General features: G+C 71.6%; 12 protein-coding genes. 10 read left to right on the top strand and 2 right to left on the bottom strand.

Annotation, left to right across the window (positions count from 1 at the left end; translation table 11 throughout):
- The first annotated feature begins 52 nt into the window (after positions 1 to 52).
- Both ENC19_RS20505 and ENC19_RS20500 read left to right on the top strand, forming a co-directional pair.
- A complete protein-coding gene (locus tag ENC19_RS20505) occupies positions 53 to 820 on the top strand; it encodes an SGNH/GDSL hydrolase family protein (RefSeq protein ID WP_164448740.1) in 768 nt (255 codons plus the stop codon).
- A 127-nt stretch (positions 821 to 947) separates the two neighbouring features.
- On the top strand, positions 948 to 1,838 hold the full coding sequence (locus ENC19_RS20500) for a sulfurtransferase (protein WP_164448739.1): 891 nt from the start codon (positions 948 to 950) through the stop codon (positions 1,836 to 1,838).
- A 76-nt stretch (positions 1,839 to 1,914) separates the two neighbouring features.
- Here ENC19_RS20500 and ENC19_RS20495 read toward each other — a convergent pair whose 3' ends face one another.
- Positions 1,915 to 2,526, bottom strand: a complete 612-nt coding sequence (locus ENC19_RS20495; RefSeq protein WP_164448738.1) for a TetR/AcrR family transcriptional regulator — start codon at positions 2,524 to 2,526, stop codon at positions 1,915 to 1,917.
- A 106-nt stretch (positions 2,527 to 2,632) separates the two neighbouring features.
- On the opposite strand from ENC19_RS20495, the gene ENC19_RS20490 reads away from it, so the two are divergent.
- The 7 genes from ENC19_RS20490 to ENC19_RS20460 all read left to right on the top strand — a co-directional run bounded on the left by ENC19_RS20490 (position 2,633) and on the right by ENC19_RS20460 (position 12,690).
- Positions 2,633 to 3,784: an FAD-dependent oxidoreductase gene (locus tag ENC19_RS20490; RefSeq protein WP_164448737.1), complete on the top strand. Its 1,152-nt coding sequence runs from the start codon at positions 2,633 to 2,635 to the stop codon at positions 3,782 to 3,784.
- Positions 3,785 to 3,859: 75 nt separating this feature from the next.
- A complete protein-coding gene (locus ENC19_RS20485; protein ID WP_164448736.1) occupies positions 3,860 to 4,486 on the top strand; it encodes a TetR/AcrR family transcriptional regulator in 627 nt (208 codons plus the stop codon).
- 126 nt (positions 4,487 to 4,612) lie between these two features.
- The gene (locus tag ENC19_RS20480) at positions 4,613 to 5,980 is read left to right on the top strand and encodes an acetyl-CoA carboxylase biotin carboxylase subunit (protein ID WP_164448735.1); all 1,368 of its coding nucleotides are present in this window, start codon (positions 4,613 to 4,615) and stop codon (positions 5,978 to 5,980) included.
- 190 nt (positions 5,981 to 6,170) lie between these two features.
- Positions 6,171 to 7,085 carry a hydroxymethylglutaryl-CoA lyase gene (locus tag ENC19_RS20475; protein ID WP_164448734.1) on the top strand — a complete coding sequence of 305 codons (915 nt, stop codon included), beginning with the start codon at positions 6,171 to 6,173 and terminating at the stop codon, positions 7,083 to 7,085.
- A gap of 187 nt (positions 7,086 to 7,272) precedes the next feature.
- Positions 7,273 to 8,805: an acyl-CoA carboxylase subunit beta gene (locus ENC19_RS20470; protein WP_164448899.1), complete on the top strand. Its 1,533-nt coding sequence runs from the start codon at positions 7,273 to 7,275 to the stop codon at positions 8,803 to 8,805.
- A gap of 78 nt (positions 8,806 to 8,883) precedes the next feature.
- The gene (locus tag ENC19_RS20465) at positions 8,884 to 10,038 is read left to right on the top strand and encodes an acyl-CoA dehydrogenase family protein (protein WP_164448733.1); all 1,155 of its coding nucleotides are present in this window, start codon (positions 8,884 to 8,886) and stop codon (positions 10,036 to 10,038) included.
- Between the two features lie 168 nt (positions 10,039 to 10,206).
- Entirely contained in the window at positions 10,207 to 12,690 is a 2,484-nt protein-coding gene (locus ENC19_RS20460; RefSeq protein ID WP_164448732.1) for an ATP-binding protein, read from the top strand.
- A 295-nt stretch (positions 12,691 to 12,985) separates the two neighbouring features.
- Here ENC19_RS20460 and ENC19_RS20455 read toward each other — a convergent pair whose 3' ends face one another.
- Entirely contained in the window at positions 12,986 to 13,537 is a 552-nt protein-coding gene (locus ENC19_RS20455; RefSeq protein WP_309246251.1) for a MarR family winged helix-turn-helix transcriptional regulator, read from the bottom strand.
- 103 nt (positions 13,538 to 13,640) lie between these two features.
- Between ENC19_RS20455 and ENC19_RS20450 the strand changes: the two genes are divergently transcribed.
- The gene (locus ENC19_RS20450; protein ID WP_164448731.1) at positions 13,641 to 14,222 is read left to right on the top strand and encodes a YceI family protein; all 582 of its coding nucleotides are present in this window, start codon (positions 13,641 to 13,643) and stop codon (positions 14,220 to 14,222) included.
- The last annotated feature ends 285 nt before the right edge of the window (positions 14,223 to 14,507 follow it).

Raw genomic sequence — 14,507 nt, 5'->3', positions numbered from 1 at the left:
TCCGGTGGTAGGCAGGAGTTCCTTCCCTACTCGCACGTCGGAGGAGTGAGCAGTGCGCTGGCGCAGTTACGTCGCGGTCGGGGACAGCTTCACCGAGGGCCTGGACGACGCCTACCCGGACGGCAGCTTCCGGGGCTGGGCGGATCTGGTGGCCACCCGGCTCGCCGCCGAGGCCGGCCCCCACTTCGCGTACGCCAACCTGGCCATCCGGGGGCGGACCTTCCCGAGCGTGGTGGCCGAGCAGGTGCCGGCGGCGTTGGCGATGAAGCCCGACCTGATCAGCTTCGCGGCGGGCGGCAACGACGTGCTGCGGCGCAACTTCGACCCGGACGCCCTGGTGACCCGCTTCGACGAGGTGGTCCGCCGGCTGCGCAGCGGTGGTGCCGACGTACTGCTGTTCCGGTTCGCCGACGTGATGGCGCGGCTGCCCGGCCAACGGCTGATCGCGCCCCGGGTCGCACTGCTCAACCGTGCGGTGGGAGAGACCGCCGAGCGGCACGGCGCCATCCTGGTCGACCTGTACGCCGACGACACCTACCTGAACCCGTTGCTCTGGAGCACCGACCGGCTGCACCTGTCCCCGGCCGGGCACCGCCGCGTCGCCGGTCAGGTGCTCAACGCCCTCGGTGTCGGCTGCGACGAGGAGTGGCTGCTGGTCCCGCCGATTCCGGAGCCCACCCCGTGGCTGTCCGCCCGCACCGCCGACCTGCGCTGGGCCGGCCAACACCTGGCCCCCTGGATCAAACGCCGCCTCACCGGCCGCTCGTCCGGCGACACCCGCACCGCCAAACGCCCCACCCTCACCCCCCTAACCGACTAACCCCCACCCGCACCCCCGCCGCGTTGATCAAGAAGTTTCGGTCGGGATCAGCGGCTACGCAGACCAAAACTTCTTGGTCAACGAGAACACGTTCGGGGCGAGCGGAGCGCGGCGTACGTTGGGGAACATGTCTGTGCCGAACGATCCCGATCCCCGACTTCAGTCGTACGCGGACCCGCAGCGACTGGTCACCACCGACTGGCTGGCCGAGCATCTGGGCGACGACGGTCTCGTGGTCGTCGAGTCCGACGAGGACGTGCTGCTCTACGACAGCGGTCACATCCCCGGTGCCGTCAAGGTCGACTGGCATCTGGAGCTGAACGACCAGGTGACCCGGGACTACCTGGACGCCGAACGGTTCGCCGAACTCTGTGCCGCCAAGGGCATCGGCCGTGACGACACGGTCGTCTTCTACGGCGACAACTTCAACTGGTGGGCGGCGTACGCCCTCTGGGTCTTCACCCTCTTCGGTCACCAGGATGTGCGGCTGCTCGACGGCGGCCGGCAGAAGTGGATCGCCGAGGGGCGGGAGCTGACCCGCGACAAGCCGAACCGGCCCCGGGCCGACTATCCGGTGCCGCAGCGCGACGACGCGCCGGTGCGGGCGTTCCGCGAGGAGGTGTCGGCGCACGTCGACGCCGGTCGGCCGCTTGTCGACGTGCGGTCGCCGGGCGAGTACACCGGCGAGATGCTGCACATGCCGGACTACCCGCAGGAGGGTGCGCTGCGCGGCGGTCACATCCCGGGCGCGGTGAGCAAGCCGTGGAAGTCCGCCGCCAACGACGACGGCACCTTCAAGTCGGCCGACGAGCTACGGGCCATCTACGCCGACCAGCTCGGCCTGAGTGCCGACGACGACATCGTCGCCTACTGCCGGATCGGCGAACGCTCCAGCCACACCTGGTTCGTCCTGCGACACCTGCTCGGCTACCCGAAGGTCCGCAACTACGACGGCTCCTGGACCGAATGGGGCAACCTCGTCCGCGCCCCCGTCGTAAAGGGCCCCAACCCGAAGTGACAGGGTGTTGATCATGAGGTTAGCGGCAGGGATAAAGATCATCTTCGCCGCTAACCTCATGATCAACGGGGTGGGTTCAGTGCGAGGCTGGGTCGGGGTCGGTTAGGTAGCGGTGGATGGTGGGGGCCAGCCAGGTGATCAGGTCGGCGGGGGAGATGTCGACCATCGGAGGTAGTCGCAGGACGTAGCGGGTCAGGGCGACGCCGAGCAGTTGGCTGGCGACCAGGCCGGCGCGCCGGGGGGCCTCGGTGGGGTCGGCGACCACCCGGCCGACCGCCACGCCGAGCTGGGTGGTGAAGATGGCGCGTACCCGTTCCGCCCCGCTGGGGTTGGTGCTCGCCGTGCGCAGCAGCGCCGGCAGAGTGGCGTCGCCCTCCCAGCGGGTGAAGAAGTAGCTGACCAGCTCCCTGCCGAGGCGATCGGCCGGCACGCCGCTGAGGTCGGGCAGCCGCAGGTCGAACTCGGCCGCCGTGGCGAACAGGTTCTCCTTGCTGCCGTAGTACCGCATCACCATCGACGGGTCGATCCGGGCGTCCGCGGCGATGGCCCGGATCGTCGCCCGGTCGTACCCGTCGGCGGCGAAGCGGTCCCGGGCGGCCCGCAGGATGGCCGCGCGGGTCGCCTCCGCGCTGCGCCGCCCGCCGCCCGCCGCCGGCCCAGCGCCGCGTCGCCCGCCGTCCTCCGTCATGTGACCGACGGTATGCCAACGCCTGTTGACTTCCCAATCCGGGGCGGCCTACCGTTGCCAATAAATGTTGGCCAACGCTTGTTGGCAAGATGTCGAGGAGGTCGTGATGCTGCCCGAACGAACGGACGTCCTGGTCGTCGGCGCGGGCCCGACCGGGCTCACCGCCGCACTCACCCTGGCCCGGCGTGGAGTCGAGGTGACCGTGGTCGACAAGCGGGAGAGGCCGGCGGAGACGTCGCGGGCCGCCGTGGTGCACGCGTACACCCTGGAGGTGCTCGACCGGATCGGAGCCGGCGGGGCACTGGTGGCCCGGGGGCTGCGGTCGGCCCGATTCAGTGTCCGCGACCGGGACCGGGTGCTGGTCACCGTGCCGTTCGGCGGGTTACCGAGCCGCCACCGGTACGCGTTGATGGTCTCCCAGTCGGTGACCGAGGAGGTGCTCACCGAGCGGCTGGCCGAGGCCGGCGTGCCGGTGCTGCGCCCGTACCGGCTCACCGGTCTGCACCCCGACGGCGACGGCGCGGTGGCCGACCTCGACGGCACGAACGTGCGCGCCCGATGGGTGGTCGGTGCCGACGGCATCAACAGCACCGTCCGTGAGCTGGCCGGCATCACCTTCACCGGGCCGGCCGGCTCCGAGGAGTCGTTCGTGCTGGCCGACGTACGCGTCGACAGCGGCCTCCCCCGCGACGGCGCGTCGATCTTCCTCGCCCGGGGTGGGCCGCTGGTCTGGGCGCCGCTGCCCGACGGGCGGGTACGCCTGGTCGCCACCGTCACCGATCCACCCGCCGAGCCGGACGCGAGCTACCTGCAACGCCTGCTCGACGAGCGCGGCCCCCGACAACGGCCGGACCAGGTGCGCGAGGTGCTCTGGTCCTCCCGCTTCCGGCTGCACCGACGGGTCGCCGGGACGTTCCGCTCCGGACCGGTGCTGCTGGCCGGCGATGCCGGACACGTGCACAGCCCGGCCGGCGGGCAGGGCATGAACCTCGGCATCAGCGACGCGGTCGACCTCGGGGAGACCCTGGCGGACGTGCTCGCCGGAGCCGCGGAGACCCGGCTCGACGAGTACGCGGCCAGACGCCGCCCGCTCGCCCACGAGGTGGCCAGCTTCGCCGACCGGCTGACCCGGCTGGCCACCGTGCCGTCGTCGGTCCGGCCGGCCCGGGACCTACTGCTCCGCCTGGTCTCGATGCTCCCGCCGGTGCGGCACCGGATCGCGGTGCGGCTCTCCGGCCTCGACCAACGCCCGACGTGAGGCATCGTTCCCGGCAGTCGGACCGGCGGGTAACCACGGCCGCACGCTGTCGACGGTCGGGTCTAGGCTGGCCCGGTGACGGTGGAGCAGCAGGCCCGGGGCGCGTCCGGCGGGGCCACGGGGGCGGGACGACGCCGATCCCGCAAGGACGAGATTCTTGAGATCGCCGTAGGTCTCTTTGCCGCCCGCGGCTACCACGGTGTGTCGATGGACGACATCGGCGCGGCTGCCGGGGTGACCGGCCCGGCGCTCTACCACCACTTCGCCGGCAAGGAAGCGATGCTCGTCGCCGCGCTGACGCCGGTGAGTGAGGGACTGCTCGACGGCGGACGGCAGCGCCGCGCCGCCCATCCCGACGACCCGCGCGCCGCGCTGGAGTCGCTCATCGATTTCCACGTCGACTTCGCGCTCGCCAATCCGGCCGTCATCGCGCTGCACCTGCACGAGCTGGACCGGCTGCCGGAGGAGCCCCGGCGGCGCATCCGCCGACTTCAGCGGCTCTACGTCGAGGAGTGGGTCACCGTGCTGACCGCCCTGCATCCCGGGTTGCCCGACGGTGAGGGACGGGTGCTGGCGCACGCCGCGTTCGGCCTGATGAACTCCACCCCGTTCCTCGGCGGCGAGGTCGACCACCGGCGGCGGGCCGAGCTGTTGCGGGCCGCCACGCTGGCCGCTTTGCTCGCCCCCACCGAGCCCGCCTGACCTGTCGCCGTCGGCGTCCGGCTCGTCCCGCCGCCGAACCGAGGCGTCGGCAGGGGGCCTTTCACGGGTCCGCTGTGACGTGATTGGCTAGCCCGCGTCCCACACAATGGAACGCTCGGAGGAGCCATGATCGAGTCGCTGCTGGTCGCCAACCGGGGTGAGATCGCCCGTCGGATCATCCGCACCGCCCGGCGGCTCGGGGTACGTGCGATCGCGGTGCACTCGGAGGCCGACGCCGACCTGCCGTTCGTCGCCGAGGCCGACGAGGCCGTCTGCGTCGGGCCGGCCAACCCGGCACAGAGCTACCGGAACACCGAGGCGATCATCGCCGCCGCCCGGTCGACCGGCGCGCAGGCGATCCACCCCGGGTACGGCTTCCTGTCGGAGAACGCCGACTTCGCCCGTACCGTCGAGGCCAGCGGGCTGATCTGGGTCGGGCCCGGCGCGGACGCGATAAGCGCGATGGGCGACAAGATCAATGCGCGGAACCTGATGGCGGCGGCCGGCGTGCCGGTGGCGGCCGGGACCACCGAGCCGGCGGCCGACCTGGCGGCGGCGGTCGCGGCGGCGGCGGAGATCGGCTACCCGGTGATGGTGAAGGCCGCCGCCGGTGGCGGGGGCATGGGTATGGGGGTGGCGGTCGACGAGGCCGCGCTGCGTACCGAGTACGACAAGGTGCGTGCCTTCGCCGAGCGGATGTTCGGCGACGGCTCGGTGCTGCTGGAGCGGTACTTCCCCCGGGTGCGGCACGTCGAGGTGCAGATCCTCGGTCTGGCCGACGGTCGGGTGGTGGCGTTGGGTGAGCGTGAGTGCTCGGTGCAGCGGCGTAACCAGAAGCTGGTGGAGGAGTCGCCCTCCCCGGCGGTGTCGCCGGAACTACGCACCCGCCTGCTGGCCGCGGCGGTTCGGGCGGGCGAGGCGGTGAACTACCGCAACGCGGGCACCGTCGAGTGCCTGTTGGTTCCGCGTCAGCGGGACTTCGAGGGGGATGGCTCCGGCGCTGACGAATTCTTCTTCCTGGAGATGAACACCCGGCTCCAGGTGGAGCACCCGGTGACCGAGCTGGTGCACGGCATCGACCTGGTGGAGGAGCAGTTGCGGGTGGCCGCCGGCCTGCCGCCGACCTTCGACCCGGACGCGCTGACCGTGCGTGGTCACGCCATCGAGCTGCGGGTCAACGCCGAGGACCCGAAGCGGTTCCTGCCCGGCCCCGGCACGATCAGGACCTGGGTGGAGCCGACCGGCGAGGGCGTCCGCGTCGACTCCGGCTACGCCGAGGGGAACACCGTCACCCCGTTCTACGACAGCCTGATGGCGAAGCTCATCGTGCACGGCGAGGACCGGACCGAGGCCATCGCCCGCGCCCGCGCCGCAGTGGCCGCCTTCGACCTGGCCGGCCCCAAGCACAACCTCCCCTTCTTCGCCGACCTGCTGGAGAACCCCGAGTTCCTCTCCGGCAACTACGACACCACCATCGTCTCCCGCCTCCGCTAACCGTCCCCCTCCCGTCCCCCTCCCCTCCCACCTCCCTCGGCCGGTTGATCATGAAGTTGTTGTGCCTCGCCCGGCGTGGCGTGGACAACAACTTCATGATCGCCGGGGGGAAAGGGGTGGGGGTGAGGTGGGGTGGAGCGTGACATGCTGGGGGTGTTGGCGACGGGACGTGTCACAGTGAGGTGGCTGGATGGCGGAGATGCCGGAGTACGTGTCCATCCGTGAGGTCGGGCCGCGCGACGGGTTGCAGAACGAGGCACCGATCCCGACCGACGCCAAGGTTCGGCTGCTCGACGCGCTCTCGGGCACCGGGGTGCGCCGGATCGAGGCGGTGTCGTTCGTGCACCCCCGGGCGATTCCGCAGATGGCCGACGCCGACGAGGTGTGGCGACGGGCGCGGCGGGTGGACGGGGTGCGTTACTCGGCGCTGGTGCCGAACACGCGCGGTGCGCAGCGTGCCCTGGCCGCCGGCTTCACCGAGATCGAGGTGGTCGTCTCGGCCAGCGACACGCACAACCGGCGCAACGTCAACCGGTCCACCGACGAGTCGCTCGACGACATCGCCGAGCTGATCGACCTGCTGCACGGTGCCGGTGCCCGAGCCGAGGTGATCGTCGCGACCAGCTTCGGCTGCCCGTACGAGGGAGACATCGACCCGGCGCGGGTGGCTGCCATCGTGGACCGGGTGGTCCGCGACGGCGCCGACCGCGTCGCGTTCGGCGACACCACCGGCATGGGTACGCCCCGACGGGTCCGTGACCTGCTCACCGCCGTACGGGACCGCAACGCCGACGTGCCGGTGCTGCTGCACTTCCACAACACCCGGGGTACCGCGTTGGCCAATCTGCTGACCGCCCTGGAACTCGGGGTCACCGAGTTCGACGCCAGTGTCGGCGGGCTGGGCGGCTGCCCGTACGCGCCCGGTGCCAGCGGCAACCTGGCCACCGAGGAGGCGGTGCACATGCTGCACGACATGGGCATCGACACCGGCATCGACCTGGACGCCCTGATCGAGGTCGCCGAGCTGGCCGAGCACCTGACCGCCCGTACTCTCCCCTCCGGCGTCCTCCGCGCCGGCCCCCGCACCCGCCAGACCCCCCACTAAACCCCCGCCCCCGCCACCCGCTTCGCGATCTTGCACTTTCGGTCGGGGCAGATCCGCTGTTGTCCGGTATTTCGGCGACCGATAGTGCAAGATCGCGCGGGGCTGGGGAGGGTGGTGGGTGGTGCGGGGGTGGGTGGGAGTGGGGTAGCCTAACGATCGTTCAGGTTGCTTGGGGTGGGGGGCCGTGGTGACGGTTGACGGTGAGGCGCTGGAGCAGCTGCGTAAGCGGATCCGGGCCGGTGGCGCGGAGAAATACCACGCGGCGAACGCCGCGAAGGGCAAGCTGTTCGCCCGCGAGCGGGTCGCGCTGCTGGTCGACGAGGGCAGCTTCGTCGAGGACGGCCTCTACGCCAACGCGCTGGCCGAGGGGCTGCCGGCGGACGGCGTGGTCACCGGCACCGCGACCGTCGACGGTCGTCAGGTCTGCCTGATGGCCAACGACTCCACCGTCAAGGCTGGCAGCTGGGGCGCCCGTACCGTCGAGAAGATCATCCGGATCATCGAGCGGGCGTACGACACCGGCGTACCGATGGTCTACCTGGTCGACTCGGCGGGTGCCCGGATCACCGACCAGGTCGAGCTGTTCCCCGGGCGACGTGGCGCCGGAAAGATCTTCTGGAATCAGGTCCGCGCCTCCGGCTCGATCCCCCAGGTCTGCGCGTTGTTCGGGCCGAGCGCGGCCGGCGGGGCGTACATTCCGGCATTCTGCGACGTGGTCGCCATGGTCGAGGGCAACGCCAGCATGTACCTCGGCTCGGACCGGATGGTCGAGATGGTCACCGGTGAGAAGACCACTCTCGAAGCGATGGGCGGGGCGCGGGTGCACTGCGCCGAGTCCGGCGTCGGCCACTTCCTCTGCAAGACCGAGGCCGAGGCGCTCGACGTGGTGAAGCGCTACCTGTCGTACCTGCCGGCGAACTGGACGCAGCAGCCGCCCGCCGCCCCCGCCGTCGAGGCACCGGCAAAGGCCGACCTCGCCGCGCTGGTGCCGGCGAGCGAGCGGCAGGCGTTCGACATGCGGCGGTACGTCAAGGGCCTGCTCGACGAGGACTCCTTCTTCGAGATCCAGGCCCTCTGGGCCAAGGAGTTGACCATCGGCTTCGGCCGGCTGAACGGCGAGGTCGTCGGCGTGGTCGGCAACAACTCGATGTTCAAGGGCGGGGTGCTCTTCGTCGACTCGGCCGACAAGGCGACCCGGTTCGTGCAGCTCTGCGACGCGTTCAACGTGCCGCTGCTGTTCCTGAGCGACGTGCCCGGGTTCATGGTCGGCAGCGCGGTGGAGAAGCAGGGCATCATCCGGCACGGCGCCAAGATGATCACCGCGATCTCCGAGGCGACCGTACCGAAGATCTGCGTGGTGGTGCGCAAGGCGTACGGCGCCGGCCTCTACGCCATGGCCGGGCCGGGCTTCGAACCGGACGCCACCATCGCCCTGCCCACCGCCAAGATCGCCGTGATGGGTGCGGAGGCCGCGGTGAACGCCGTGTACGCGAACAAGATCGCCGCGATCGAGGACGAGGCCGAGCGGGCCGCGTTCGTCGCCGCCCGGCGCGAGGAGTACGAGCGGGACATCGACGTCGTACGGCTCGCCAGCGAACTGGTGGTCGACGCGATCGTCGAGCCGCAGGAACTTCGTGCCGAACTGGTGCGCCGGTTCGCCGCTGCCCGGGGCAAGCAGCGGCACTTCTCCCGGCGACGGCACGGCGTCACCCCGGTCTGAGTCGTCCGTCCGGCATCAGCACGTTCCCGTCCCGGCGTCACGAGCGCCCGGCGGGCCGTCCACACAGGAGGAAACCCGATGGACTTCCGGCTCTCCGAGGAGCATGAGGCGCTGCGGGACAGTGTGCGGGACTTCGCCCGCGAGGTGGTCGCGCCGGTCATCGCCGAGCACTACGAGCAGCACACCTTCCCGTACGAGGTCATCCGCCAGATGGGCAAGATGGGCCTGTTCGGCCTGCCCTTCGCCGAGGAGCACGGCGGCATGGGCGGCGACTACTTCGCCCTCTGCCTGGCCCTGGAGGAACTGGCCCGGGTCGACTCCAGCGTGGCCATCACCCTGGAGGCGGCGGTCTCGCTGGGCGCGATGCCGATCTACCGGTTCGGCACCGACGAGCAGAAGACGCGGTGGCTGCCCCGGTTGCTCAGCGGCGAGGCGCTGGCCGGGTTCGGGCTGACCGAGCCGGGCTTCGGCTCGGACGCGGGAGGCACCGAGACCCGGGCGGTGCTGGACGAGGCGACCGGCGAATGGGTCATCAACGGCTCGAAGGCGTTCATCACCAACTCCGGCACGGACATCACCGCGCTGGTCACCGTCACCGCCGTCACCGGCACCCGCCCGGACGGTACGAAGGAACTGTCCTCCATCATCGTGCCCAGCGGCACTCCCGGCTTCACCGTCGCGCCCGGCTACTCCAAGGTCGGCTGGACCGCCTCGGACACCCACGAGCTGACCTTCGACGACTGCCGGGTGCCGGCGGAGAACCTGCTCGGCGAGCGTGGTCGGGGCTTCGCCCAGTTCCTGCGCATCCTCGACGAGGGTCGGATCGCCATCGCCGCGCTGGCCGTGGGCCTCGCCCAGGGCTGCGTCGACGAGTCGATCAAGTACGCGAAGGAGCGGCACGCCTTCGGTCAGCCGATCGGCAACTACCAGGCGATCCAGTTCAAGATCGCTGACATGGAGGCGAAGGCGTACACCGCCCGGCTCGCCTACTACGACGCCGCCGCCCGGATGCTGGCCGGCGAGCCGTTCAAGCGGCAGGCGGCGATCGCCAAGCTGCACGCGAGCACGATCGCGGTGGACAACGCCCGGGAGGCGACGCAGATCCACGGCGGGTACGGCTTCATGAACGAGTACCCGGTGGCCCGGTTCTGGCGGGACTCCAAGATCCTGGAAATCGGCGAGGGCACCTCCGAGGTGCAGCGCATGATCATCGCTCGCGACCTGGGGATGTGAGCCAGCCCGGTCGGTGACCGGTTCCGTCCGGGGCGGGCCCCGGGGCCCCACCGCCATCATCGACGGCTGTCCGTGCCCGGCCGGTCGTTGTCGGCTTTCGGCACGGCATCGTCGGGTGGCCGACGATCCCGTGTCCGATGTCGGGCCTGGCCCGTATTGTCCGTGCCCATGGCTCCCGGTCATGATCGTCAATCCGGTCCGCCGCACGCCGGTCTGCCGGAGCTGCTGCGGGCGCATCGGCTGGCTGCCGGCGCCACCCAGGCTGAGCTGGCCGCCCGTGCCGGCGTCGGGGTGCGGACGGTCCGTGATCTGGAACGCGGCCGGTCCACCCGGCCACAGCGCACCACCGTCGAACTGCTCGCCGAGGCGCTCGGACTGACCGGTCCCACCCGCGCGGCATTCCTGGCCGCCGCCCGAGGCGTCGGGCCGGCGACCGCCCAACCCGAGGTCGGTACCCCGCTGGGGCTGCCGCCCCCACCGGAACTGATCGGCCGGGAGCACGACGTCACCGAACTGGCCGCGCTGCTGAACGATCCGCGTGGTCCCCGGGTGGTGAGCCTGGTGGGGTTGGCCGGCGTCGGCAAGACGGCACTGGCGTTGGCGGCGGTGCACGCCGCCGCGTCCACCCACCCCGGCGGCGTCGCCGGCGTCCTGATCGGTGCCGGGTCGGACGCGGCCGACGTGCACGCCGCGGTGATGACGGTCTTCGGCGTCGCCCGGGACGCCGAGCTGGCCGCTCGGCTCGGCGACCGTCGGGCGCTGCTGCTGGTGGACGCCGTGGAGCGGGCACCCGACCCGGTGGCCGGTACCCTGCGGCGGCTCGTCGGTGCGGTGCCGTCGCTGCGGGTGGTGGTCACCGGCCGGCATCCCGTCGGGCTGCCGGGTGAGTGGGTGCGCCCCGTGTCGCCGTTGGAGGTGCCGTCACCGGGCGACACCGATCCGGCCACCCTCGCCGGCTATCCGGCGGTGACCCTGTTCACCTCGCGCCTGGCCCAGGTCCGGCGCGAACCGCCGGACGACACCGAGCTGCCGGCGCTGGCCGCCCTGGTCCGACGGCTGGGTGGGCTGCCGCTGGCCATCGAACTGATGGCGGCGCGCGGGCGGCTGCTCGACCTCACCGAACTGCTCGACCGGTACGGCGACCGGGTACTGGATCTGGACACCTCGGCCGCCACGCACAGCGGTTGGGAGCCACGGCCCCGGGGCGACGACGCTCGCACGGCGGTGGCGGAGACCCTGCGCGACGCGGTGGCCACCAGCTACCGCCTGCTCGCCGTCGAGGACCGGGCGGCGCTGCGCCAGCTCGCTGCCTTCGGCAACCGATGGTCGGTGGAACTGGCCGAGGAGATGCTCGCCGGCACCGGCGTCGATCCGGTGCCGCTGTTGAACCGCTTCCTCGATCTCGGTCTGCTGAGCGTACGGGGTGGCGGCTCGTACCGGTTCCGGCTCGTCGACGCCGTCCGGGACTACGCCGTCGAGCAGGCGTCCGGCACCGGCGAGTCGACGGTGATCCGACGTCGCCACGCGCGGGTGGTGACCCGGCTGGTGGAGCGGACCGCGCCGGGGTTGACGGGCGCCGGTGCCAGTGCCGCCGCGCACCGTCTCGACGAGATCACCGGCGACATCAGCTCGGCCCTGGCGTACGCGGCGGTCGACGACCCTTTGACCGCGTTACGCCTGGCGGTGAGCCTGCCCCGGTGGTGGCGGCTACGCGGGCGGGACGTGGTCGGTCGGCAGTGGCTGCTGCGCCTGCTGGCCGACCCGCGTACCGCCGACGCCGATCCGGCCCTGCGCGCGTGGGCCTCGGTGGGTGTGGCGATGCTCGCCGGGGAGCACGGTGCGGCCGCGACGGAGCTGCCGACGGCCCGCGCGGCGTTGGCGGAGTTCCGTCGGCTCGGTGACGTGCCGGGTGAGTTGGCGGCGCGCACGGTGCTCGGCGTCCTGCTGGCCGCGACCGGACGACCGGACCAGGCGCGGGAGCAGGCGGAGGCGGTACTGGCCCTGGCCACCGAGCATGGACTGACCCGCCAGATGGCGGTCGCGCAGCACCAGCTGGCGTGGCACGAGATGAGAATCGGTGACCTGGCCGCCGCCCGTCGCCGGCTGGCCGTGGTGGACCGGCTCGGTGGGCAGTGCGCGGAGCAGCGGCTGCGGCTGCTGGCCCGGGGCACCGTCGCGGAGGTGTTCCGCCTGAACGGCCGGTACGCCGACGCCGTCGACGAGGCTCGCCGGGTGTTGGCCGCGCTCAGCGACCTGGGTACCCCGCGCGGTCGGCGCGAGGTGCTGGGGACGCTGGGTCTGGCACTCGCCCAGGACGGTCGGGCGGTCGAGGCCGCCGAGGTGCTGGCCGAGTTGCGCCCGCTCGACGGCACCGGCGCGCTGATCGAGGGCCACTTGGCGCTGCACCGGGGCGATCGGGAGGTCGCGGCGGAGTGGTTCGCCGCCGCAGCGGAGCCGGACGAGGCCGGACGAGACCGACGCACGGTGGTGGAGGCTCTGGTGGGGCTGGCGGCGAGCACCTCCGACGCGGGCGTGCTCGACCGGCTGGAGGTGGCCTGCCGGGAGGGCGGTGTCCGGCTGCTCGGACACGAGGAGGAACTGCTCTACGTGCTGTCGGTGACCCGGAACGGCCCGACGGTGGACGGGCGGTGAGCACCACGAACGAAGCACCGGTGGCGGGGACGGGGACGGCGCGGGCGAGGAAGCCCCCTGTTGCCACCCCTCGCTCATCGCCCGCGCCGGTGCCCCCCGCTGCCCCCGCCGCTGCGAGACTAGCGAGGCGCAGCCGGCCCGTCTGTCGGGTTTGGTGGGCTATCGCCTATTGACCCCGTGGTTCTGCCGGTCTTTCTGCCGGTGCCGTGACGCTCGGCTGGTGCCGTGCACACCCAGGGTCCACACCTCGTCGAGGACGGCGGCAACCGCTGGCGCGGACGACACGAGGGGTCTCTCAACGACGCGGCTGGCCACCCGCCGCGGGCGGTTCCACCTCGTCCTCGGCGCACTCGGCCGGTATCTCCCCCGGTGCGGCGGATCGACTGCCGGCGGTCGCGCAGGGGTGCACGGCGTCGCGGATCCGCCGCAGGCCGTCGAGGAGCGCGTCCAGCGCGGCCGGGTCGAGTTGCCCGGTGAACCAGTCCTCGATGAGCTGAAGATGCCCGGGCAGGCTCTCGTCGAGCCGGCGCAGGCCGGCGGGCGTCACCACGGCGTACGAACTGCGCCGGTCGGAGGGGCAGGCGCGGCGGGTGATCAGCCCGTCGCGTTCCATCCGGTCGACCACCCGGGTCACGCCGCTGGTGGACAGTGAGGTCTGGGCGGCAAGATCGGTCATCCGCAGTTGATTCTCGGGTGACCGGGTGAGCCTGGTCAGCACCTCGAACTCGACCGATGACAGGCCGTGTTCCTCCAGCTGGGCGGCGAATCGGGCGGCCAGCCCGGCGTGCACCTCGAAGAGCAGGCCGACAGCCGTGATCCGAGGGTCGTCGAACGTGTTCGCTTCCACCGGTCCATCGTACCAATACTTGACACCAGGAATATTGCCAAGGCTATAGTTGCTGACGCAGCCGTTGGGCTACTAAACAATATCTCCCGGAGGGCAGTCTCTCATGACCAGCAGCACCGAGCCGGTTACCCGCGAGTGGAACGGCCTCACCATCCCGGCGGCCGGTACCTACCTGCTGGATGCGGCGCACAAGCGGGTCGGCTTCGTCGCCCGGCACATGATGGTGAGCAAGGTTCGCGGCGAGTTCGCTGACGCGAGCGCCACCATCACCATCGCCGAGGAGCCACTGGAGTCCACGGTCTCCGCCACCATCCAGGCCGCCAGCATCAACACCGCCCAGGCGGACCGGGACGCGCACCTGCGCAGCCCCGAGTTCCTCGACGCCGAGAAGTTCGCCACGCTGGAGTACCGCAGCACCGGCGTGAAGTCCCACGAGGGCAACGAGTTCGTCCTGACCGGCGAGTTGACCATCAAGGACGTGACCCGTCCGGTCGACCTCAAGGTCGAGTTCGAGGGTGTCGGCCGCAGCCCCTTCGGCCAGGACATCTTCGGTTTCTCGGCGAGCACCGAGATCGACCGCGAGGACTTCGGCCTGACCTGGAACGTGGCCCTGGAGTCCGGCGGCGTCCTGGTCGGCAAGAAGGTCAAGATCGAGATCGAGGGCGAGGCCATCCGGCAGTCCTGATCCGTACGCCCCGACAGGCCCGCGCCCGCACCGCGCGGGCCTGTCGGCTGTCCCGGGTCGGGTTCCGCCCTCGGGTGCCGGTGCGAATTGTCACAACTTGTTTGTCGCTGGTCGGCGGGGGTTCCGCAGGGTGGCTGGGTAGGTACTCCGGCGGAGGCGACCGACCTGGTCGGGGCGACGTGATCGATCGCCGCTGCCGGGCGGACTGCGGCAATGGACCGATCTTCGGGGCGGCCAGGCTCGACGCTTCCAACGAGTATGGTTCACAGTGCGCTGCGGAGCGGC

Source organism: Verrucosispora sioxanthis, assembly GCF_010560025.1.
In the GTDB taxonomy this organism is placed as follows: Bacteria; Actinomycetota; Actinomycetes; order Mycobacteriales; family Micromonosporaceae; genus Micromonospora; species Micromonospora palythoicola.
Note: the sequence above shows the minus strand (reverse complement) of the source record. Positions and strands in the feature narration are given on the sequence as shown.